At 60.6% G+C, this 14,880-nt stretch carries 15 protein-coding genes; all 15 read left to right on the forward strand.

Features of this window, described 5'->3' with window-relative positions; all coding sequences use genetic code 11:
• Window positions 1-94: 94 nt before the first annotated feature.
• The 15 genes from ASB58_RS03285 (at window position 95) to fliJ (ending at window position 14,858) form a co-directional block, all read left to right on the forward strand.
• Window positions 95-1,294 (forward strand): flagellin, encoded by a 1,200-nt coding sequence (locus ASB58_RS03285; protein ID WP_096003749.1) that lies wholly within the window; start codon window positions 95-97, stop codon window positions 1,292-1,294.
• Between the two features lie 72 nt (window positions 1,295-1,366).
• Window positions 1,367-1,768 (forward strand): flagellar protein FlaG, encoded by a 402-nt coding sequence (locus ASB58_RS03290; protein ID WP_407920652.1) that lies wholly within the window; start codon window positions 1,367-1,369, stop codon window positions 1,766-1,768.
• A 99-nt stretch (window positions 1,769-1,867) separates the two neighbouring features.
• Window positions 1,868-3,322 (forward strand): flagellar filament capping protein FliD, encoded by a 1,455-nt coding sequence (gene fliD, locus ASB58_RS03295; RefSeq protein ID WP_235827184.1) that lies wholly within the window; start codon window positions 1,868-1,870, stop codon window positions 3,320-3,322.
• Window positions 3,323-3,326: 4 nt separating this feature from the next.
• Window positions 3,327-3,695 (forward strand): flagellar export chaperone FliS, encoded by a 369-nt coding sequence (gene fliS, locus ASB58_RS03300; protein ID WP_118129326.1) that lies wholly within the window; start codon window positions 3,327-3,329, stop codon window positions 3,693-3,695.
• Window positions 3,696-3,810: 115 nt separating this feature from the next.
• Window positions 3,811-4,194 carry a flagellar export chaperone FliS gene (gene fliS, locus ASB58_RS03305; RefSeq protein ID WP_096003559.1) on the forward strand — a complete coding sequence of 128 codons (384 nt, stop codon included), beginning with the start codon at window positions 3,811-3,813 and terminating at the stop codon, window positions 4,192-4,194.
• A 10-nt stretch (window positions 4,195-4,204) separates the two neighbouring features.
• Window positions 4,205-4,501: a flagellar protein FliT gene (locus tag ASB58_RS03310; protein ID WP_165771214.1), complete on the forward strand. Its 297-nt coding sequence runs from the start codon at window positions 4,205-4,207 to the stop codon at window positions 4,499-4,501.
• 165 nt (window positions 4,502-4,666) lie between these two features.
• Complete coding sequence (locus ASB58_RS03315; protein ID WP_118129327.1) at window positions 4,667-6,136, forward strand: sigma-54 dependent transcriptional regulator; 1,470 nt, start codon at window positions 4,667-4,669, stop codon at window positions 6,134-6,136.
• Window positions 6,137-6,246: 110 nt separating this feature from the next.
• Window positions 6,247-7,479, forward strand: a complete 1,233-nt coding sequence (locus tag ASB58_RS03320; RefSeq protein WP_118129328.1) for a sensor histidine kinase — start codon at window positions 6,247-6,249, stop codon at window positions 7,477-7,479.
• Complete coding sequence (locus ASB58_RS03325; RefSeq protein WP_118129329.1) at window positions 7,479-8,885, forward strand: sigma-54-dependent transcriptional regulator; 1,407 nt, start codon at window positions 7,479-7,481, stop codon at window positions 8,883-8,885. The genes ASB58_RS03320 and ASB58_RS03325 overlap by 1 nt, the downstream gene beginning before the upstream one ends.
• 236 nt (window positions 8,886-9,121) lie before the next feature.
• Window positions 9,122-9,454, forward strand: coding sequence for a flagellar hook-basal body complex protein FliE (gene fliE, locus ASB58_RS03330; RefSeq protein WP_083723494.1), 333 nt, complete (start codon window positions 9,122-9,124; stop codon window positions 9,452-9,454).
• 24 nt (window positions 9,455-9,478) lie between these two features.
• Complete coding sequence (gene fliF / locus ASB58_RS03335; protein ID WP_118129330.1) at window positions 9,479-11,203, forward strand: flagellar basal-body MS-ring/collar protein FliF; 1,725 nt, start codon at window positions 9,479-9,481, stop codon at window positions 11,201-11,203.
• Complete coding sequence (gene fliG / locus ASB58_RS03340) at window positions 11,196-12,218, forward strand: flagellar motor switch protein FliG (RefSeq protein ID WP_096003750.1); 1,023 nt, start codon at window positions 11,196-11,198, stop codon at window positions 12,216-12,218. Before fliF ends, fliG begins: the two co-directional genes overlap by 8 nt.
• 54 nt (window positions 12,219-12,272) lie before the next feature.
• A complete protein-coding gene (gene fliH, locus ASB58_RS03345) occupies window positions 12,273-13,061 on the forward strand; it encodes a flagellar assembly protein FliH (RefSeq protein ID WP_118129331.1) in 789 nt (262 codons plus the stop codon).
• The gene (gene fliI / locus ASB58_RS03350) at window positions 13,058-14,410 is read left to right on the forward strand and encodes a flagellar protein export ATPase FliI (RefSeq protein WP_096003566.1); all 1,353 of its coding nucleotides are present in this window, start codon (window positions 13,058-13,060) and stop codon (window positions 14,408-14,410) included. Before fliH ends, fliI begins: the two co-directional genes overlap by 4 nt.
• A complete protein-coding gene (fliJ, locus tag ASB58_RS03355) occupies window positions 14,403-14,858 on the forward strand; it encodes a flagellar export protein FliJ (RefSeq protein WP_118129332.1) in 456 nt (151 codons plus the stop codon). The genes fliI and fliJ overlap by 8 nt, the downstream gene beginning before the upstream one ends.
• Window positions 14,859-14,880 lie beyond the last annotated feature (22 nt).

Genomic DNA, 14,880 nt, shown 5'->3' on the forward strand with positions numbered 1-14,880 from the left:
GTAATCGAATGCGAACTCAATGGGTGCCTGGGCAGGTCCGGCCCACGAGTCGCAAGCTCAGGCAAACATTTTCAGGTCCTTTGGAGGCAATACCATGGCCCTTACAGTCAACACAAACACAGCTTCTCTGAATGCCCAGCGCAACCTGAACGGTTCGTCCAACTCGCTGGCTACCTCCCTGGAGCGTCTGTCTTCAGGTTCTCAAATCAACAGCGCCAAGGATGACGCAGCCGGTCTGCAAATCGCCAACCGTCTGACCAGCCAGGTCAACGGCCTCGGCGTTGCTACCAAGAACGCCAACAACGGTATCTCCATCGCGCAGACCGCTGAAGGCGCCCTGCAGGAGTCCACCAACATCCTGCAGCGTATGCGTGACCTGGCTCTGCAAGCCGCTAACGGTTCCAACAGCGACACCGAGCGTGACGCGCTGAACTCCGAAGTGACTCAGCTGAAGAAAGAGCTTGATCGTATCGCCAACACCACTGCTTTCGGTGGCAAGAAACTGTTCGACGGCAGCTTCGGTACCGAAACCTTCCAGGTGGGTAGTGCTGCCAACGAAGCGATCAGCGTCAAGCTGGACGAAGTGAGCACTAAAGAACTGAAGAGCGACTCCATCAGCTCTGGTTCTATCGCGGCTCAAACTGCGGCCACTGCTTCCGGTGCTGTCGCGGTTACCTTCACCGTGGCTTCGGGTAGTGCTGACGGTACTGACCGCGTGTTCACTATCAGCGCTGAATACGCCTCTGGTGCGACTGCAGCCGAACAGACTCAACTGCTGGCCACCGTGATCAACGATGCCAACATGGGTGTGGGTGCCTTCGTACAGGATGACGGTACTATCTCGGTTGTCACCGACGCTGACGTGGGCACCGCCAAAGGTGAGCTGTCCTTCGCATTCGGTAGCGGTGCGACTGTGGACGCTGCAGAGACTGCTGCAGGCTCCGCCACTGACGTAGCACTGTCTGATGTCACCACTGACAACACCGTCAAGGATATCGACATCAGCGATGCCAAGTCGGCTCAGGAAGCGGTCTACATCATCGACGAAGCCATCGCTTCCATCGATTCCCAGCGTGCAGACCTCGGTGCGATTCAGAACCGCTTTGAGTCCACTATCGCCAACTTGCAGAACGTGTCTGAAAACGCCTCCGCCGCTCGCGGCCGGATCCAGGACACTGACTACGCGGCTGAAACTGCAAACCTGACCAAGAACCAGATCCTGCAACAGGCGGGTACTGCGATCCTGGCCCAGGCCAACCAGCTGCCCCAGGCCGTACTCAGCCTCTTGGGCTAAGACCGGAACAGGGGTAACATGCGGGGGAAGGGCTAGCCTTTCCCCCGCTTTGTCCGTTGCGAGGTAAGCACCATGGAAATGGGTGTAATCAAACCGTTTGAAGTAACACGCGCCGTAGCAGGGTCGGCAGCGTTGGAGGCGGGCGCCAGCAGCAAGGCTGGCAAGCAGACGGAAACTGCGCAGGAGAGTACATCAGTCCAGGCGGTCACTCCCCAGACCCGTGAGGCGGTGCAAGAGCCGGCTCAGGTCGACCGGGATCAACTCCAGGCTGCTGTATCAGATATTCAGGACTTTGTTCAGTCGGTACGCCGCGACATCAACTTTGCGTTGGATGAAGACAGCGGCCGGATGATTATCAATGTAACCGAGGCGAGCAGTGGCGATGTGATTCGCCAGATTCCCTCGGAAGAAGCGCTGCGACTGGCCGAGAACTTGACGGAAATCCGCAGCGTGTTGTTTGAGGCAGAGGCCTGACCTCTGCTGCCGGTTTGGCTGGCACGCTACTTGCCTGAGTAGACCGGAAACCTTCTTTCGGCAGGCGAACCGTCAATAAACGGTCGCGAGGTAAGCATCATGGCTATTACAGGTATTGGCTCGGGTCTCGATATCAGCAACATCGTGTCGGCGTTGGTCGAGGCTGATGGCGCGCCTAAAAGTGCACAGTTGACTCGGCTGGAGCGTGCGTCAACCGAGAAGTTTACCGCCTTGGGCACTTTTCGTAGCGCGTTGTCCACCTTCCAGGACGTGTTGGAAAAACTCAACAGTGCTGATCTATACGAGAAGCGCAGCGCCACCTCCGGTGACAGTAAAACGTTCAGCGTCACTGCTGACGGCACCGCGTCGGTGGGCAGCTACGACGTGCAGGTGTTTAATCTCGCTCAAAGCAGCAAGGTGGCTCTGCGCGGGCAGGCCAATGCGACCGACGCCGTCGGTACGGGCACCATGACCATTACCGCTGGCGACACCTCCATCGACATCGACGTAACCGACGCCAACAGCAGCCTTGCCGGCATTCGCGATGCGATCAACGCCAAAAGCGCCGACAGTGGTATTTCCGCCACGGTGGTCAGCGATCCCAATGGTGGAGGCGGTTCGCGCCTGGTCTTGAGCTCCAACAAAGCTGGCACCGGCAATGACATCAGCGTCGCTGTGACCACCGATGGCACCGATACCGGTGATCTGGGGGCTCTGGCTTACACACCGCCGGCAACGACTGACTTTGAACCCACTGAGGTCGATCCTCTGGACCCGCTCGCGCCGCGTGTCATTTCTTATGCGCGTGATGCCAACCTGGCTATCGACGGCCTGTCGATCAGCAGTGCCAGCAACACGATCTCCGATGCGATTGATGGTGTTACTCTGACGCTGAAGGCGGCGCAGAGTCAGGAAGATATTGATGCCGGCAAAAGTGTCAGCCTGAATGTCGGTCTGGACAAGGCGGGTGTGCGCTCGTCATTGCAATCGTTTGTAGATGGCTACAACGCGATGATGAAATCGATTAACTCGCTGACGTCGGTTACCTCTGTTGGTGGCGAGGATGGTGAGCCCCTGGCGGCTGCCCTGGTGGGCGATGCCTCGGTGCGTTCGGTGGTCTCTGCCCTGCGTACGGAGATGACCAGTGTTGCGCGCGGCGATGTGCGTATCCTGGCCGATTTGGGGATTACCACCACGAAAGACGGTACACTGGCCATCGACAGCGACAAGCTGGATGATGCGCTGGACAATAATTTTGACGCTTTGAGCACCTTCCTGTCGGGTGAAGATGGCCTGATGGGGCGTCTTGACGCGAAGCTGGATCCCTACACCAAGGATGGCGGGATCATTGAAGGTCGAACCGACTCGTTGCAAAAGACGCTGTCTGGTATTGATGAGCAGCGTGAGCGCCTTGAACTGCGTCTGAGCAGTATGGAAACGCGTCTGCTTGCCCAGTTCAACGCGATGGACTCGCTGGTCGCCAATCTGTCGAGCACCAGCAGTTTTCTAACTGGCCAGTTGGCCAACCTGCCCGGCGTCGTGAGGGAATCCTGATCCTATGGCCAATCCGATTGATACCTACAAAAAGGTCAACATTTCCCAGGAAGTGTCCCAGTACCGTGCCGTTCAGCTGCTGCTGGACGGTGCCATTGAGCGCGTGAAGCTGGCGCGTCACGCTCAGGAAACCGGCAACCCCGAGCGTCGTGGTGTCGCCGTCAGCAGCACGTTGAGCATTATTGGCGCCCTGCAGGCGTCACTGGACAAGGACATGGGCGGCGAAATTGCCGAAAACCTGGACGCGCTCTATGACTACATGACTCGCAAGCTGGCCGGGGTGGCGCTGGACGACACGCCGCGGTCGCTGGAAGAGGTGCAGCAGCTGCTGGGTGAGATTAAGTCAGCATGGGACGCCATTGAGCCGGCGTGACCAGAGGCAGGTGAAAAAAACCGGCGTGGTGCCGGTTTTTTTATGTCAGGCCTTCAGGTTTGTAGCGTGGTGCCGATAAACCCAGCATGTACCACTTGCATGCAGGGCTTGTCCGATGAACGCTTACGCCGCGATGAAGCAGTACCAGACCGTTAACGTCAACGCCCAGGTTAGTGAGGCCGATCCTCATCGCCTGATCCAGATGTTGATGGAAGGGGCTCTGCAGCGTATCGCGCAGGCGCGCGGTGCCTTGCAGCACGGCAATGTGGCGCTCAAGGGCGAACAGATTGGCAAGGCGACAGCCATTGTGGGTGGCCTGCGTGACGCTCTGAATGTGGATCAGGGTGGGGAGCTGGCGGCCAACCTTGATCGGCTATATGCTTTCATGCAGCAGCGCCTGAGCGAGGCAAACCTGAAAAATGATGCAGCTATGCTCGACGAAGTCAGCGAGCTGCTGCGAGAAATCAAGGCCGGTTGGGACGGCATCCGCCAAGCGTGAGGACTCAGACATGGCCAATGCCGTAGAGCAGTTGCAACATACCCATAACTCCCTGATCGACGCCGTGAAGGCCGGAGATTGGCAGCAGGTTGGCGAGCTGGACCGGCTGTGCCGAGACCAGGTGCGCCAGGCAATGGAAGACCCTCAGCGCGATGACCAGCAGGTTGCTGTCGTGCTGGAGGATCTGAGCGAGACCTACCGCGAAGTGGTTGCCCTGTGTCAGGCAGTGCAAGGCAAGTTGGCCGAAGAGCTGCAGGATCTGCAGCGTGGACGGCAGGGCGCCAAGGTCTACCAGATGTTCCGCTGAGTTGGCTGGGCAGGCGTGAATGGCGTTCGTCGGAAAACGGCGCGCCAACTATTTGACTCGCTTGCCAATTCTGACTACATTTAGCCTCATGATAAAAGAGTATGGCGCAGCGCCATTATCTTGCTGCGATCATTCTTGCCTGCCAACAGGAAAGCCTTCCCGTCTATGCTGCCGAACAGCCATATCCTATTGATTGATGACGCTGCCCAAGGACGTCATGATCTGGGCGTTATTCTGTCCTTTCTGGGCGAAGACGCCATTATTGCCGACAGCGCAGGCTGGCAGGAGGCCGTCAACGCAGCGGTCGATACGCCGAGCCACATCCGCTGTGTCATTCTCGGTCATTGTGCCCATGCCCAGGGGCTGCCCGCGTTACTGGGGCAGTTGGACAAGTGGGATGAAAACCTGCCGGTGATTCTGCTTGACCCTGAGCAGTCGCTGCTGTGGCCAGATCACCTCAAACAACGCTTGCTCGCTGTATTTGAGCCGCCGCTGAGCTACAACCATCTGCTGGATGCCTTGCATCGCGCTCAGGTCTACCGGGAGGTGTTTGAGGAAAACAGCAGCCGCCAGCGTCAGCGTGAGCCGAACCTGTTCCGTAGTCTTGTCGGCACCAGCAGACCCATTCAGGCCGTGCGCCAGATGATGCAGCAGGTTGCTGACACCGAAGCGACGGTACTGATTCTGGGTGAATCCGGCACGGGCAAGGAGGTTGTTGCCCGCAATCTGCACTACCATTCCCGCCGCAAGGATGCGCCCTTCGTTCCGGTCAACTGTGGCGCTATTCCGGCAGAGCTGCTGGAAAGCGAGCTGTTTGGTCATGAGAAGGGCGCGTTCACGGGAGCCATCACCAGTCGCGCAGGTCGCTTTGAGCTGGCCCAGGGCGGCACGCTGTTTCTCGATGAAATTGGCGATATGCCGCTGCCCATGCAGGTCAAGTTGCTGCGTGTGCTGCAGGAGCGGACCTTCGAGCGTGTGGGTAGCAACAAGGTCCAGACCGCTGATGTGCGTGTCATCGCGGCCACCCACAAGAATCTGGAGCAGATGATTCAGGAGGGGGGCTTCCGCGAAGACCTCTATTACCGCCTCAATGTCTTCCCCATCGATATGCCGGCGATGCGCGAGCGTATCGAGGATTTGCCGCTGCTGCTCAACGAGCTGATCACGCGGATGGAGAACGAGAAGCGCGGCTCAATCCGCTTCAGTACCTCTGCGATCCTCTCGCTCTGCCAGCATGACTGGCCGGGTAATGTGCGGGAGCTGGCCAACCTCGTTGAGCGCATGGCGATCATGCATCCGCACGGCGTCATCGGTGTGGGTGAGCTGCCGCGCAAGTTCCGGTACGTTGAGGATGACCAGGACGATCTGCGTCAGCTGCGCGAAACCGAAGACGAGCGAGGCGAGGCGTTCAGTGGCTTGGTTGGGCTGGATAGCCCCGCGTTCCTGCCGCCGGAAGGGCTGGACTTGAAAGAATATCTCGGTGGCCTTGAGCAAACGCTTATTCAGCAGGCGCTGGATGAGTGCAACGGCGTGGTGGCCCGCGCCGCCGAGCGCTTGCGTATCCGACGTACCACCCTGGTCGAGAAGATGCGCAAGTACGGCCTCAATCGTGGCGCGGACGCGTCAGAAGACTGACATGCACTGATCCTTTTATTTTCAAGTGTTTGAAAATAAAAGGATTTTTTTTATGGCACGATGATTGCTGAGTGTCCCCTGAACGTTATCCGTAACTCAGGGGATGCCACATGGCTGCCAAGGCTCATCTCAATCCGCACACTGCTCAGCAGGACGGCGCACCGGCGCCCGGTCTGGCCGAGGGGGATCCGGCTGCGCTGCAGAATGCTTACCAGCGCTTTCAGGGGATGTCAGAGCAGCTCAGCGCCTCGCATGCGCTGCTTGAGCAGCAGGTAGTCCAGCTGCGGCGGCAGCTGGCAGATGCTCAAGCCCAACGCACCCGGGAATTGGCGGAAAAGGCGCGCCTGGCCGGACGACTGCAGAACGTGCTCAACCTGCTGCCCGGCGGCGTGATCATTCTCGACGGACGGGGTGTTGTGCGTGAGGCCAACCCGGCGGCGCGCGCACTACTCGGTGAGCCGCTGGAAGGGCAGCTGTGGCGTGACCTGATCCAGCAGCGCTTTGCTCCCCGGGACGACGATTATCACGAAGTCTCCCTGCGCACCGGTCGCCGGGTGTCGCTGGCGACCCGTTCACTGGAAGGTGAGCCCGGCCAGTTGATCCTGATTAACGATCTGACCGAGACCCGTCAGCTGCAAAGCGAGCTGGCGCGTAACGAGCGCCTGTCCGCCCTGGGCCGCATGGTTGCCTCGCTGGCCCATCAGATTCGTACGCCGCTGGCTTCGGCACTGTTATATGCAGAGCACCTGACCGACGAACAACTGCCTACCGCCCATCGCACCCGGTTTTCAGAACGTCTGCAGGGGCGGCTGCACAGCATCGAGCACCAGATTCGCGACATGCTGCAGTTTGCCAAGGGTGATCTGCCGATTGAGGATACCTTGCCGGTATCCATCTTCATGGAATGGCTGCAACTGCAGGCCGACAGCGTGATTGAGAGTCGTGGCGGCTCCTGCCGCTGGGTGAATCTGGTGCCTGCCGATGCGATGCTGCGTTGCAACCGTGACACCTTGGTCGGCGCAGTGATGAACCTGATCGAGAATGCCTTGCAGGCCGGCATGCCAGCGCCTCGTCTGAAAGTCGTGGCCCGCCAGCTGGAAGGTCAACTGAGCCTGACGGTGGTGGACGCGGGCCAGGGCATGAGTGCTGACCAACTGGCGCGTATTGGCGAGCCATTCCATACCAGCAAACCGCAGGGCACAGGTCTGGGGGTCGCGGTGGTCAAGTCTGTGGTCAAGGCCCATGGTGGCGCGTTCTATTTGCGCAGCAAGGCGGGCTGGGGTACCTGTGCCGAGGTTCTGCTGCCGTTGCGCCTGCTGGTTAAAGGCGAGGAGGTGGCGTGATGAAGGGCACCAGCAGCCGTATCTTGTTGGTCGAGGATGACGACGCGCTGCGCGAGGCGCTCGCCGATACCCTGATGCTGGGCGGCTATGATTACCTGGAGGCCGCCAGCGCCGAAGCGGCGTTGCAGTTGCTGCAACAAGACAGCGTCAGCATGGTGGTCAGCGACGTCAATATGCCCGGTATGGATGGCCATGCGCTGCTGCGCACGTTGCGCAGCCAGTATCCGCAGCTGCCGGTACTGCTGATGACCGCCTACGGAACCGTGCAGCAGGCGGTGGCGGCGATGCGTGACGGGGCGGCCGACTATCTGGTCAAGCCTTTTGCGCCCAAGGCGCTGCTGGAGCTGATTGGCCAGCATGCACTGGGGCGGTTGGCGCCGGCTGCGGACGGGCCGGTTGCCGTCGAGCCCGCCAGTGTTCAATTGCTTGAGCTGGCCGCCCGCGTGGCCGCCAGCGATTCGACGGTGCTTATCTCGGGTGAGTCTGGTACCGGTAAGGAGGTGCTGGCGCGCTACATTCACCAGCAGTCGCCGCGCGCCGCGCAGCCGTTTATTGCGATCAACTGTGCTGCCATTCCGGACAATATGCTCGAGGCGACGCTGTTTGGGCATGAGAAGGGTGCCTTTACCGGTGCAGTGGCAGCCCAGTCAGGCAAGTTTGAACAGGCCAATGGCGGCACCTTGCTGCTGGACGAGATATCCGAGATGCCCTTGGCCCTGCAGGCCAAGCTGTTGCGGGTGCTGCAGGAGCGAGAAGTCGAACGAGTAGGTGGGCGTAAGCTGATCCAGCTGGATATTCGCGTGATTGCCACGACCAACCGTGATCTGCCCGGCGAAGTAGCGGCAGGGCGTTTCCGCGAGGACCTGTATTACCGCCTGGGTGTTTTCCCGCTGCAATGGCAGGCGCTGCGCGAGCGGCCGGCAGACATTCTGCCCCTGGCTGAGCGCTTGCTGGCCAAGCACTGTCGCAAGATGAACCTGGGGACTGTCAGATTGTCGGCGCAAGCAGCCCAGGCGCTGCAGACCCATCCCTGGCCGGGCAACGTCCGTGAGCTGGACAACGCTGTACAGCGCGCGCTGGTGCTGCAGCAGGGCGGCGTAATCGACGTTGCTGACCTGTACCTGGACGGCGTGATCAGCGGCAGCGGTCTGCGCCGTGCGGCCGCTCCCGCGCCGGCAGCGGTCGAGCCGGTCGCGAGCGAGCCTGCGCCCGCGTCCTCCGAACTTGGCGTTGGCGTACGCCAGCGTGAGTTCCAGCTGATAGTCGAGGTGCTGCGCGCTGAGCGCGGGCGCCGCAAGGAAGCTGCCGAGCGTCTCGGTATCAGCCCGCGGACATTGCGTTACAAGCTGGCGCAGATGCGTGATGCGGGTCTGGATGTCGAGGGCAGCCTGTTCGCCGGCGTCTAGGGAAGCACTGATTCATTCCACACGCTCTCTGCGAGTGGAATGAATCAGTGCTTCCCTGGCGCCAAATCATGTCTCCTGCCAGCCGGCGCACTCCTGCGCCGGCTGGCTTGTTTTTATCTCCCCCGCTGCCTTGTCTGTGCGGCGTCTGGATGTCAATCTCACTGTTGGCACCATATTTGCTGAATACCCTGTAACACGACGATAGCCGTCAAGATTTGGACGGGTTGGAGGCGACAATGACTCAGGGTGTGGAATTCAATCGACTGATGCTGCAAATGCGCACCATGCAAATGGAAGCCATGGGCAAACCGCAGCCAGTGCCGGCGGCCGAGCCCAGCGTCAATGGCCCGGGCTTTGACGACTTGCTCAAGCAGGCCGTCGACCGCGTCAATGAGCTGCAGCAAACCACCTCTGACCTGCGTACTGGCTACGAGCGTGGGGTTGAGGGTATCGACCTGACCGAGGTGATGATTGCCTCGCAAAAATCCTCAGTAGCCTTTCAGGCCATGACCCAGGTGCGCAACAGGATGGTTGCCGCCTATGAAGACATCATGAAAATGGCTATCTAGGCCTGACCCGTCGAGGAATTGACCATGGATACCGCCAGCAATACACCGGCGACCCGCAATCAGCCAGAGGGCGATCGCAAGCCGCTGATGGGGCTTACCTTTCTGGATAATCTGGCGCAACTGCCGATGCTGCGTCAGTTTGGCTTGCTGGTCGGTCTGGCCGCCAGTGTGGCGATTGGCTTTGCGGTAGTGCTGTGGTCGCAGGAGCCGGACTACCGGCCCCTGTACAACAGTCTTGACGGCTACGACGCCGGCCAGGTGGTTGAACTGCTGCAGCAGAGCCGCATCGATTACAAGGTGGAGCCCAACAGCGGCGCCCTGCTGGTGCGCAGTGCCGACCTGGCTGATGCGCGCATGCGCCTGGCCAGCGCGGGTATTGCCCCTACCGATGGCAATCTGGGGTTTGAGATTCTGGACCGTGAGCAGGGTCTTGGCACCAGTCAGTTCATGGAAACGGCGCGTTATCGTCGTGGCCTGGAGGGTGAAATGGCGCGTACTATTTCCAGCCTCTACAACGTCAAGAGTGCGCGGGTGCATATTGCTATTCCGCGCTCTACCGTCTTTGTCCGCGATGACCGCAAGCCCAGCGCGTCTGTGCTGCTGGAAATGTATGCCGGTCGTCGCCTTGAGCCTGCGCAGGTCATGGCCATCGTCAACCTGGTTGCGACCAGTGTGCCGGAGCTGAGCAAGGATGAGGTCACCGTCGTTGACCAGAATGGCAACCTGCTGTCCGATCAGAATGAGCTGAACGAGCTGACTGTCGCCGGGCGCCAGTTTGATTACACCCGTCGGCTGGAAGATACCTACACCCGCCGCGTGCACAACATTTTGCAGCCGTTGCTGGGCGCTGGTCGCTACAAGGCTGAAGTATCGGCCGACGTGGATTTCAGCACGGTAGAGTCGACCGCCGAGATGTTCAGCCCTGACGCGGCGCTGCGCAGCGAGCAGGTAGTGAGTGAGGCCCGTTCGGCCAACAGTGGTCCGCAGGGTGTTCCGGGCGCGCTGTCCAACCAGCCGCCCGGCGCGACCCAGGTGCCAGAGCAGGTGATTGATCCGGAAACGGGTGAGCCCGTAGTCGCTGTTCCGCCCCAGGACAAGCGTGAGCAGGCGATTCGCAACTACGAACTGGACCGTCAGATCAGTCATACCCGGCAGCAGCAAGGGCGTCTGAAGCGTCTGTCGGTGGCGGTGGTGGTAGATGATCCGTCTGAGGTCAATGCCGAGACCGGTGAGGTGACCCGTACGCCCCTGAGCGAGGCTGAAGTGCTGCGTCTGACCCGGCTGGTGCAGGACGCCGTCGGCTATGATGCTGCCCGCGGTGACAGCGTCAGCGTGATCAATAGCGCCTTTGTGGCTGAATCCGACGTCGAGCCGCTGCCGGAAATCCCGTTCTGGGAGCAGCCCTGGTTCTGGGATGTCGCCAAGCAGATTCTGGGTATTCTCTTTGTTCTGGTGCTGGTGTTTGCAGTTTTGCGCCCGGCGTTGAAAAATCTGACTGTGGCCGGCAAGAGTGGCAGTGACGGATATCCGTCAGATCTGGCAGGTGGTGCCGGTGGCGGCATGGGCGGGCTCAACGACGAGCTGCGTGACGATCAGGTCAGTCTGTCTGGCCCGGCCTCTAGCCCGGTACTGCTGCCACCGCCTGGTGCCGGTTATGAACAGCAGCTGAACGCCATTAAAGGCCTGCTGGCTGAAGACCCGGGTCGTGTAGCCCAAGTTGTGAAGGAATGGATCAATGCCGATGAGTGAAGAAGCGGGTAAGCGCCCGGCCAAGATGTCCAAGCTGGACAAGGCGGCCATCTTTCTGCTCAGCCTGGGTGAGTCCGACGCTGCAGCCATTCTCAAGCACATGGGCCCCAAGGAAGTTCAACGGGTGGGTAGCGCCATGGCGGGCCTGCGCACCGTGCATCGTGAACAGGTGCAGGAGGTCATGGGCGACTTCATCGAGGTGGTCAGCGATCAGACCAGTCTGGGCGTTGGCGCGGACGGCTATATTCGCAGCATGCTGACTCAGGCCCTTGGCGAGGACAAGGCCAACAGTCTGGTTGACCGCATCCTGCTTGGCGGCAGCACCTCTGGCCTCGACAGTCTGAAGTGGATGGAGCCGCGGGCGGTGGCGGACGTCATTCGCTTCGAGCACCCGCAGATTCAGGCCATTGTGGTGGCCTATCTGGATCCGGACATGGCGGCCGAGGTGGTTGGATACTTCGATCACAAGGTTCGCCTGGACATTCTGCTGCGGGTTGCCGCACTCAACACCGTGCAACCCTCGGCGTTGAAAGAGCTCAACGAGATTCTGGAGAAGCAGTTCGCCGGTAACTCCAACACCTCGCGCGCCGCCATGGGCGGGGTCAAGCGTACCGCCGACATCATGAACTTCCTGGAGTCGAGCACCGAGTCGCAGTTGATCGAGGCCATCCGCGAGATGGACGAAGACCTCTCCTCGCGTATCGAAGACCTGATGTTTGTCTTCGACAACCTGGCCGAAGTCGACGACCGCGGGATTCAGGCGCTGCTGCGCGAAGTGTCCTCCGAGGTGTTGATCGTGGCGCTCAAGGGCGCGGACGATGCCATCAAGGACAAGATCTTTCGCAACATGTCCAAGCGCGCATCCGAGCTGTTGCAGGACGACCTCGAAGCCAAGGGGCCGGTACGCATCAGCGAGGTCGAAGCGGCGCAGAAGGAAATTCTCACTATTGCCCGCCGTATGGCCGACGCCGGCGAGATTGTGCTGGGCGGCAAGGGCGGCGAGGAAATGATCTGACGCGGTGGCCTGCAGTGGTATGCTGCCGTGGTTTTCAGAGCGGGGTAGGGTGCGATGGCGCAAGTCAAAAGTGAGAGCGAGCTGCTGCGCAGCAGCGATGTGTCGGCGTTCAGTCGCTGGGATCTGCCCAGTTTTGATGAAGCACCGCATCAGGTTGCGCTGGAGCGTGAGGCCCCTGAGCCGCAAGAGCCTGAAGTAGAAGACGAACCTGAGATCGAGGTGGAGGAGGTCAAGCCCTTCACGGTCGAGGAGCTGGAGCAGATTCGTCAGGAAGCCTACAACGAAGGCTTTTCTACCGGCGAGAAAGACGGTTTTCACGCCGGCCAGTTGAAAGGCCAGCAGGAAGCGCGCAACGCTCTTGAGGCGCGACTGGGGGAATTCGAACAGCTCATGGGCCAGTTGATGGCGCCGCTGCAGCAGCAGGACGAGTTGATCGAAGACATGCTGCTGGTGCTGCTCGAACATATGTTGCGCCAGTTGCTGCAGCGCGAGGTGCTGATTGACCGCTCGCAGGTGGTGACCGTTTTGCGTGGCGCGCTGAAGGCGCTGCCGGTCGGCGCAGAGAACATCCGTATCTACCTTCATCCAAGCGATTTCGATGCCATCAAGGCGCTGCGCGAGCGTCACGAGGAAAGCTGGCGGCTGCTGGAAGACGACAGCCTGATGCCCGGCGGCTGCCGGGTCGAGACCGAACACAGCCAAGTCGATGCCACCCTTGAGACCCGTCTGCAGCAGTTGCTTGAACAGCTGCAGGAGCATCACCGCGAGCAGCGCGCTCACCCCCCCGAACCAGACCTGCCGGTAACCGACGTGCTGCCGGCTGGCGATGACCCAGCGTCATGAGTCGCCCCGAGCGCATCAGCTTTGCGCGGCGCTTGTCGCGCTACCAACCCGCCCTGCAACTGCCGACTCAGCCGGTCGTTGAGGGCCGGCTGATCCGTATGGTCGGCCTGACCCTGGAAGCCGAAGGGTGCAAGGCGCCGGTGGGCAGCCGCTGCCTGGTGATCAGCGAAACCGCGCAGGGGCAGAGTCAGATCGAAGCCGAAGTCATGGGGTTTGCCGGCCACAAGGTTTACCTGATGCCGGTGGATCGGCTGGAAGGGCTGCAGCCTGGTGCCCGTGTAGTGCCCTCCGCTGGCGGGGGTAAACTGCCGATGGGCGCAGCTATGCTGGGGCGCGTGGTGGACGGCATTGGCCGTCCGCTGGATGGCAAGGGCAGTTTTGCCGCCGATGACTGGGTCGATCTCAATGGCCCGACCATCAATCCGCTCAAGCGTCACCCGATTGAAGAGCCGCTGGATGTCGGCATTCGCTCGATCAACAGTTTGCTCACTGTTGGGCGTGGCCAACGTCTGGGGCTATTCGCCGGCAGTGGCGTGGGCAAGAGTATGCTGCTTGGCATGATGACCCGCTTTACCGATGCCGATATCACCATCGTGGGGCTGGTCGGTGAGCGGGGGCGAGAGGTTAAGGAATTTATCGAGCAGATCCTCGGTGAAAAGGGCATGGCTCGCTCGGTAGTGGTCGCCTCGCCGGCCGATGACGCCCCCTTGATGCGTTTACGTGCGGCAATGTACTGCACGCGTATTGCCGAGTACTTCCGCGATCAGGGCAAAAATGTGTTGCTGCTGATGGATTCACTGACGCGTTTTGCCCAGGCCCAGCGCGAGATTGCCCTCGCCATCGGTGAGCCGCCGGCCACCAAGGGCTATCCGCCGTCGGTGTTTGCCAAGCTGCCGCAACTGGTCGAGAGGGCCGGTAACGCCGAACAGGGCGGTGGCTCGATTACCGCGTTTTACACCGTGTTATCCGAGGGCGACGATCAGCAGGACCCGATCGCCGATGCATCGCGCGCGATTCTGGACGGTCACGTGGTGCTGTCCCGGCGCCTGGCTGAAGAGGGCCACTATCCGGCGATTGATATCGAAGCCTCGATCAGCCGCGCCATGCCGCAGATTGTCTCGCCAGAGCAGTTGCAAAAGGCGCAGCTGTTCAAGCAGTTGTACGCCCGCTATCAGCAAAGCCGCGACCTGATCAGTGTAGGCGCCTACGCCGCTGGCTCCGATCCGTTGACCGACAAGGCGATGGAAAAAATGCCGGCGATGCAGGCGTTTCTGCAGCAGGGCTTGCAGGTCAGTGTCAATCTGAGCGACAGCCAAAGTGGGCTGGAGCAGACTCTGAGCAATGAGTGAAAGCCGCATTCGCCGTCTGGCGCCGGTGGTGGACATGGCGCTGGAGGAGGAACGCAAGGCCGCTGCCATGCTGGGACAGTGTCAGCAGCAGCTTGACGATGCCAGCGCGCGCCTGCGCGATCTGGAGTACTACAGCAGCGAGTACGCCAAGGGGTGGGCGCAGCGTGGTGCTCAGGGGGTAGGGCGTGACTGGCTGATGAACTATCAGCGCTTCATGGCGCAGATGGAAGTGGCGATCGAGCAGCAGCGCCAGACCGTGACCTGGCACGGTCAGAGTATCGAGCGCGCGCGCGACAACTGGCGGCAGCGTTACCAACGGCTGGAAGCGCTGCGCAAACTGATTGAAAAGTATCGCCAGGAGGCGCAAGCCAGAGCGGACAAGCAGGAGCAGAAACTGCTTGATGAGTTGTCGCAGCGAGCCCACGCGCAACGCACAAATAATCCCTGACAGGCACCGGACCCTGTGCTAC

This window comes from Pseudomonas abyssi (assembly GCF_003444685.1).
Lineage (GTDB): Bacteria > Pseudomonadota > Gammaproteobacteria > Pseudomonadales > Pseudomonadaceae > Halopseudomonas > Halopseudomonas abyssi.

Coding starts and splice junctions, on each gene's coding strand:
- fliS (WP_118129326.1), top strand. CDS start 3,327: ATGGCCAATCCGATTGATACCTACAAAAAGGTCAACATTTCCCAGGAA.
- fliD (WP_235827184.1), top strand. CDS start 1,868: ATGGCTATTACAGGTATTGGCTCGGGTCTCGATATCAGCAACATCGTG.
- fliF (WP_118129330.1), top strand. CDS start 9,479: ATGGATACCGCCAGCAATACACCGGCGACCCGCAATCAGCCAGAGGGC.
- fliS (WP_096003559.1), top strand. CDS start 3,811: ATGAACGCTTACGCCGCGATGAAGCAGTACCAGACCGTTAACGTCAAC.
- ASB58_RS03285 (WP_096003749.1), top strand. CDS start 95: ATGGCCCTTACAGTCAACACAAACACAGCTTCTCTGAATGCCCAGCGC.
- fliE (WP_083723494.1), top strand. CDS start 9,122: ATGACTCAGGGTGTGGAATTCAATCGACTGATGCTGCAAATGCGCACC.
- fliH (WP_118129331.1), top strand. CDS start 12,273: ATGGCGCAAGTCAAAAGTGAGAGCGAGCTGCTGCGCAGCAGCGATGTG.
- ASB58_RS03290 (WP_407920652.1), top strand. CDS start 1,367: ATGGAAATGGGTGTAATCAAACCGTTTGAAGTAACACGCGCCGTAGCA.
- fliI (WP_096003566.1), top strand. CDS start 13,058: ATGAGTCGCCCCGAGCGCATCAGCTTTGCGCGGCGCTTGTCGCGCTAC.
- fliG (WP_096003750.1), top strand. CDS start 11,196: ATGAGTGAAGAAGCGGGTAAGCGCCCGGCCAAGATGTCCAAGCTGGAC.
- ASB58_RS03315 (WP_118129327.1), top strand. CDS start 4,667: ATGCTGCCGAACAGCCATATCCTATTGATTGATGACGCTGCCCAAGGA.
- ASB58_RS03325 (WP_118129329.1), top strand. CDS start 7,479: ATGAAGGGCACCAGCAGCCGTATCTTGTTGGTCGAGGATGACGACGCG.
- ASB58_RS03320 (WP_118129328.1), top strand. CDS start 6,247: ATGGCTGCCAAGGCTCATCTCAATCCGCACACTGCTCAGCAGGACGGC.
- fliJ (WP_118129332.1), top strand. CDS start 14,403: ATGAGTGAAAGCCGCATTCGCCGTCTGGCGCCGGTGGTGGACATGGCG.
- ASB58_RS03310 (WP_165771214.1), top strand. CDS start 4,205: ATGGCCAATGCCGTAGAGCAGTTGCAACATACCCATAACTCCCTGATC.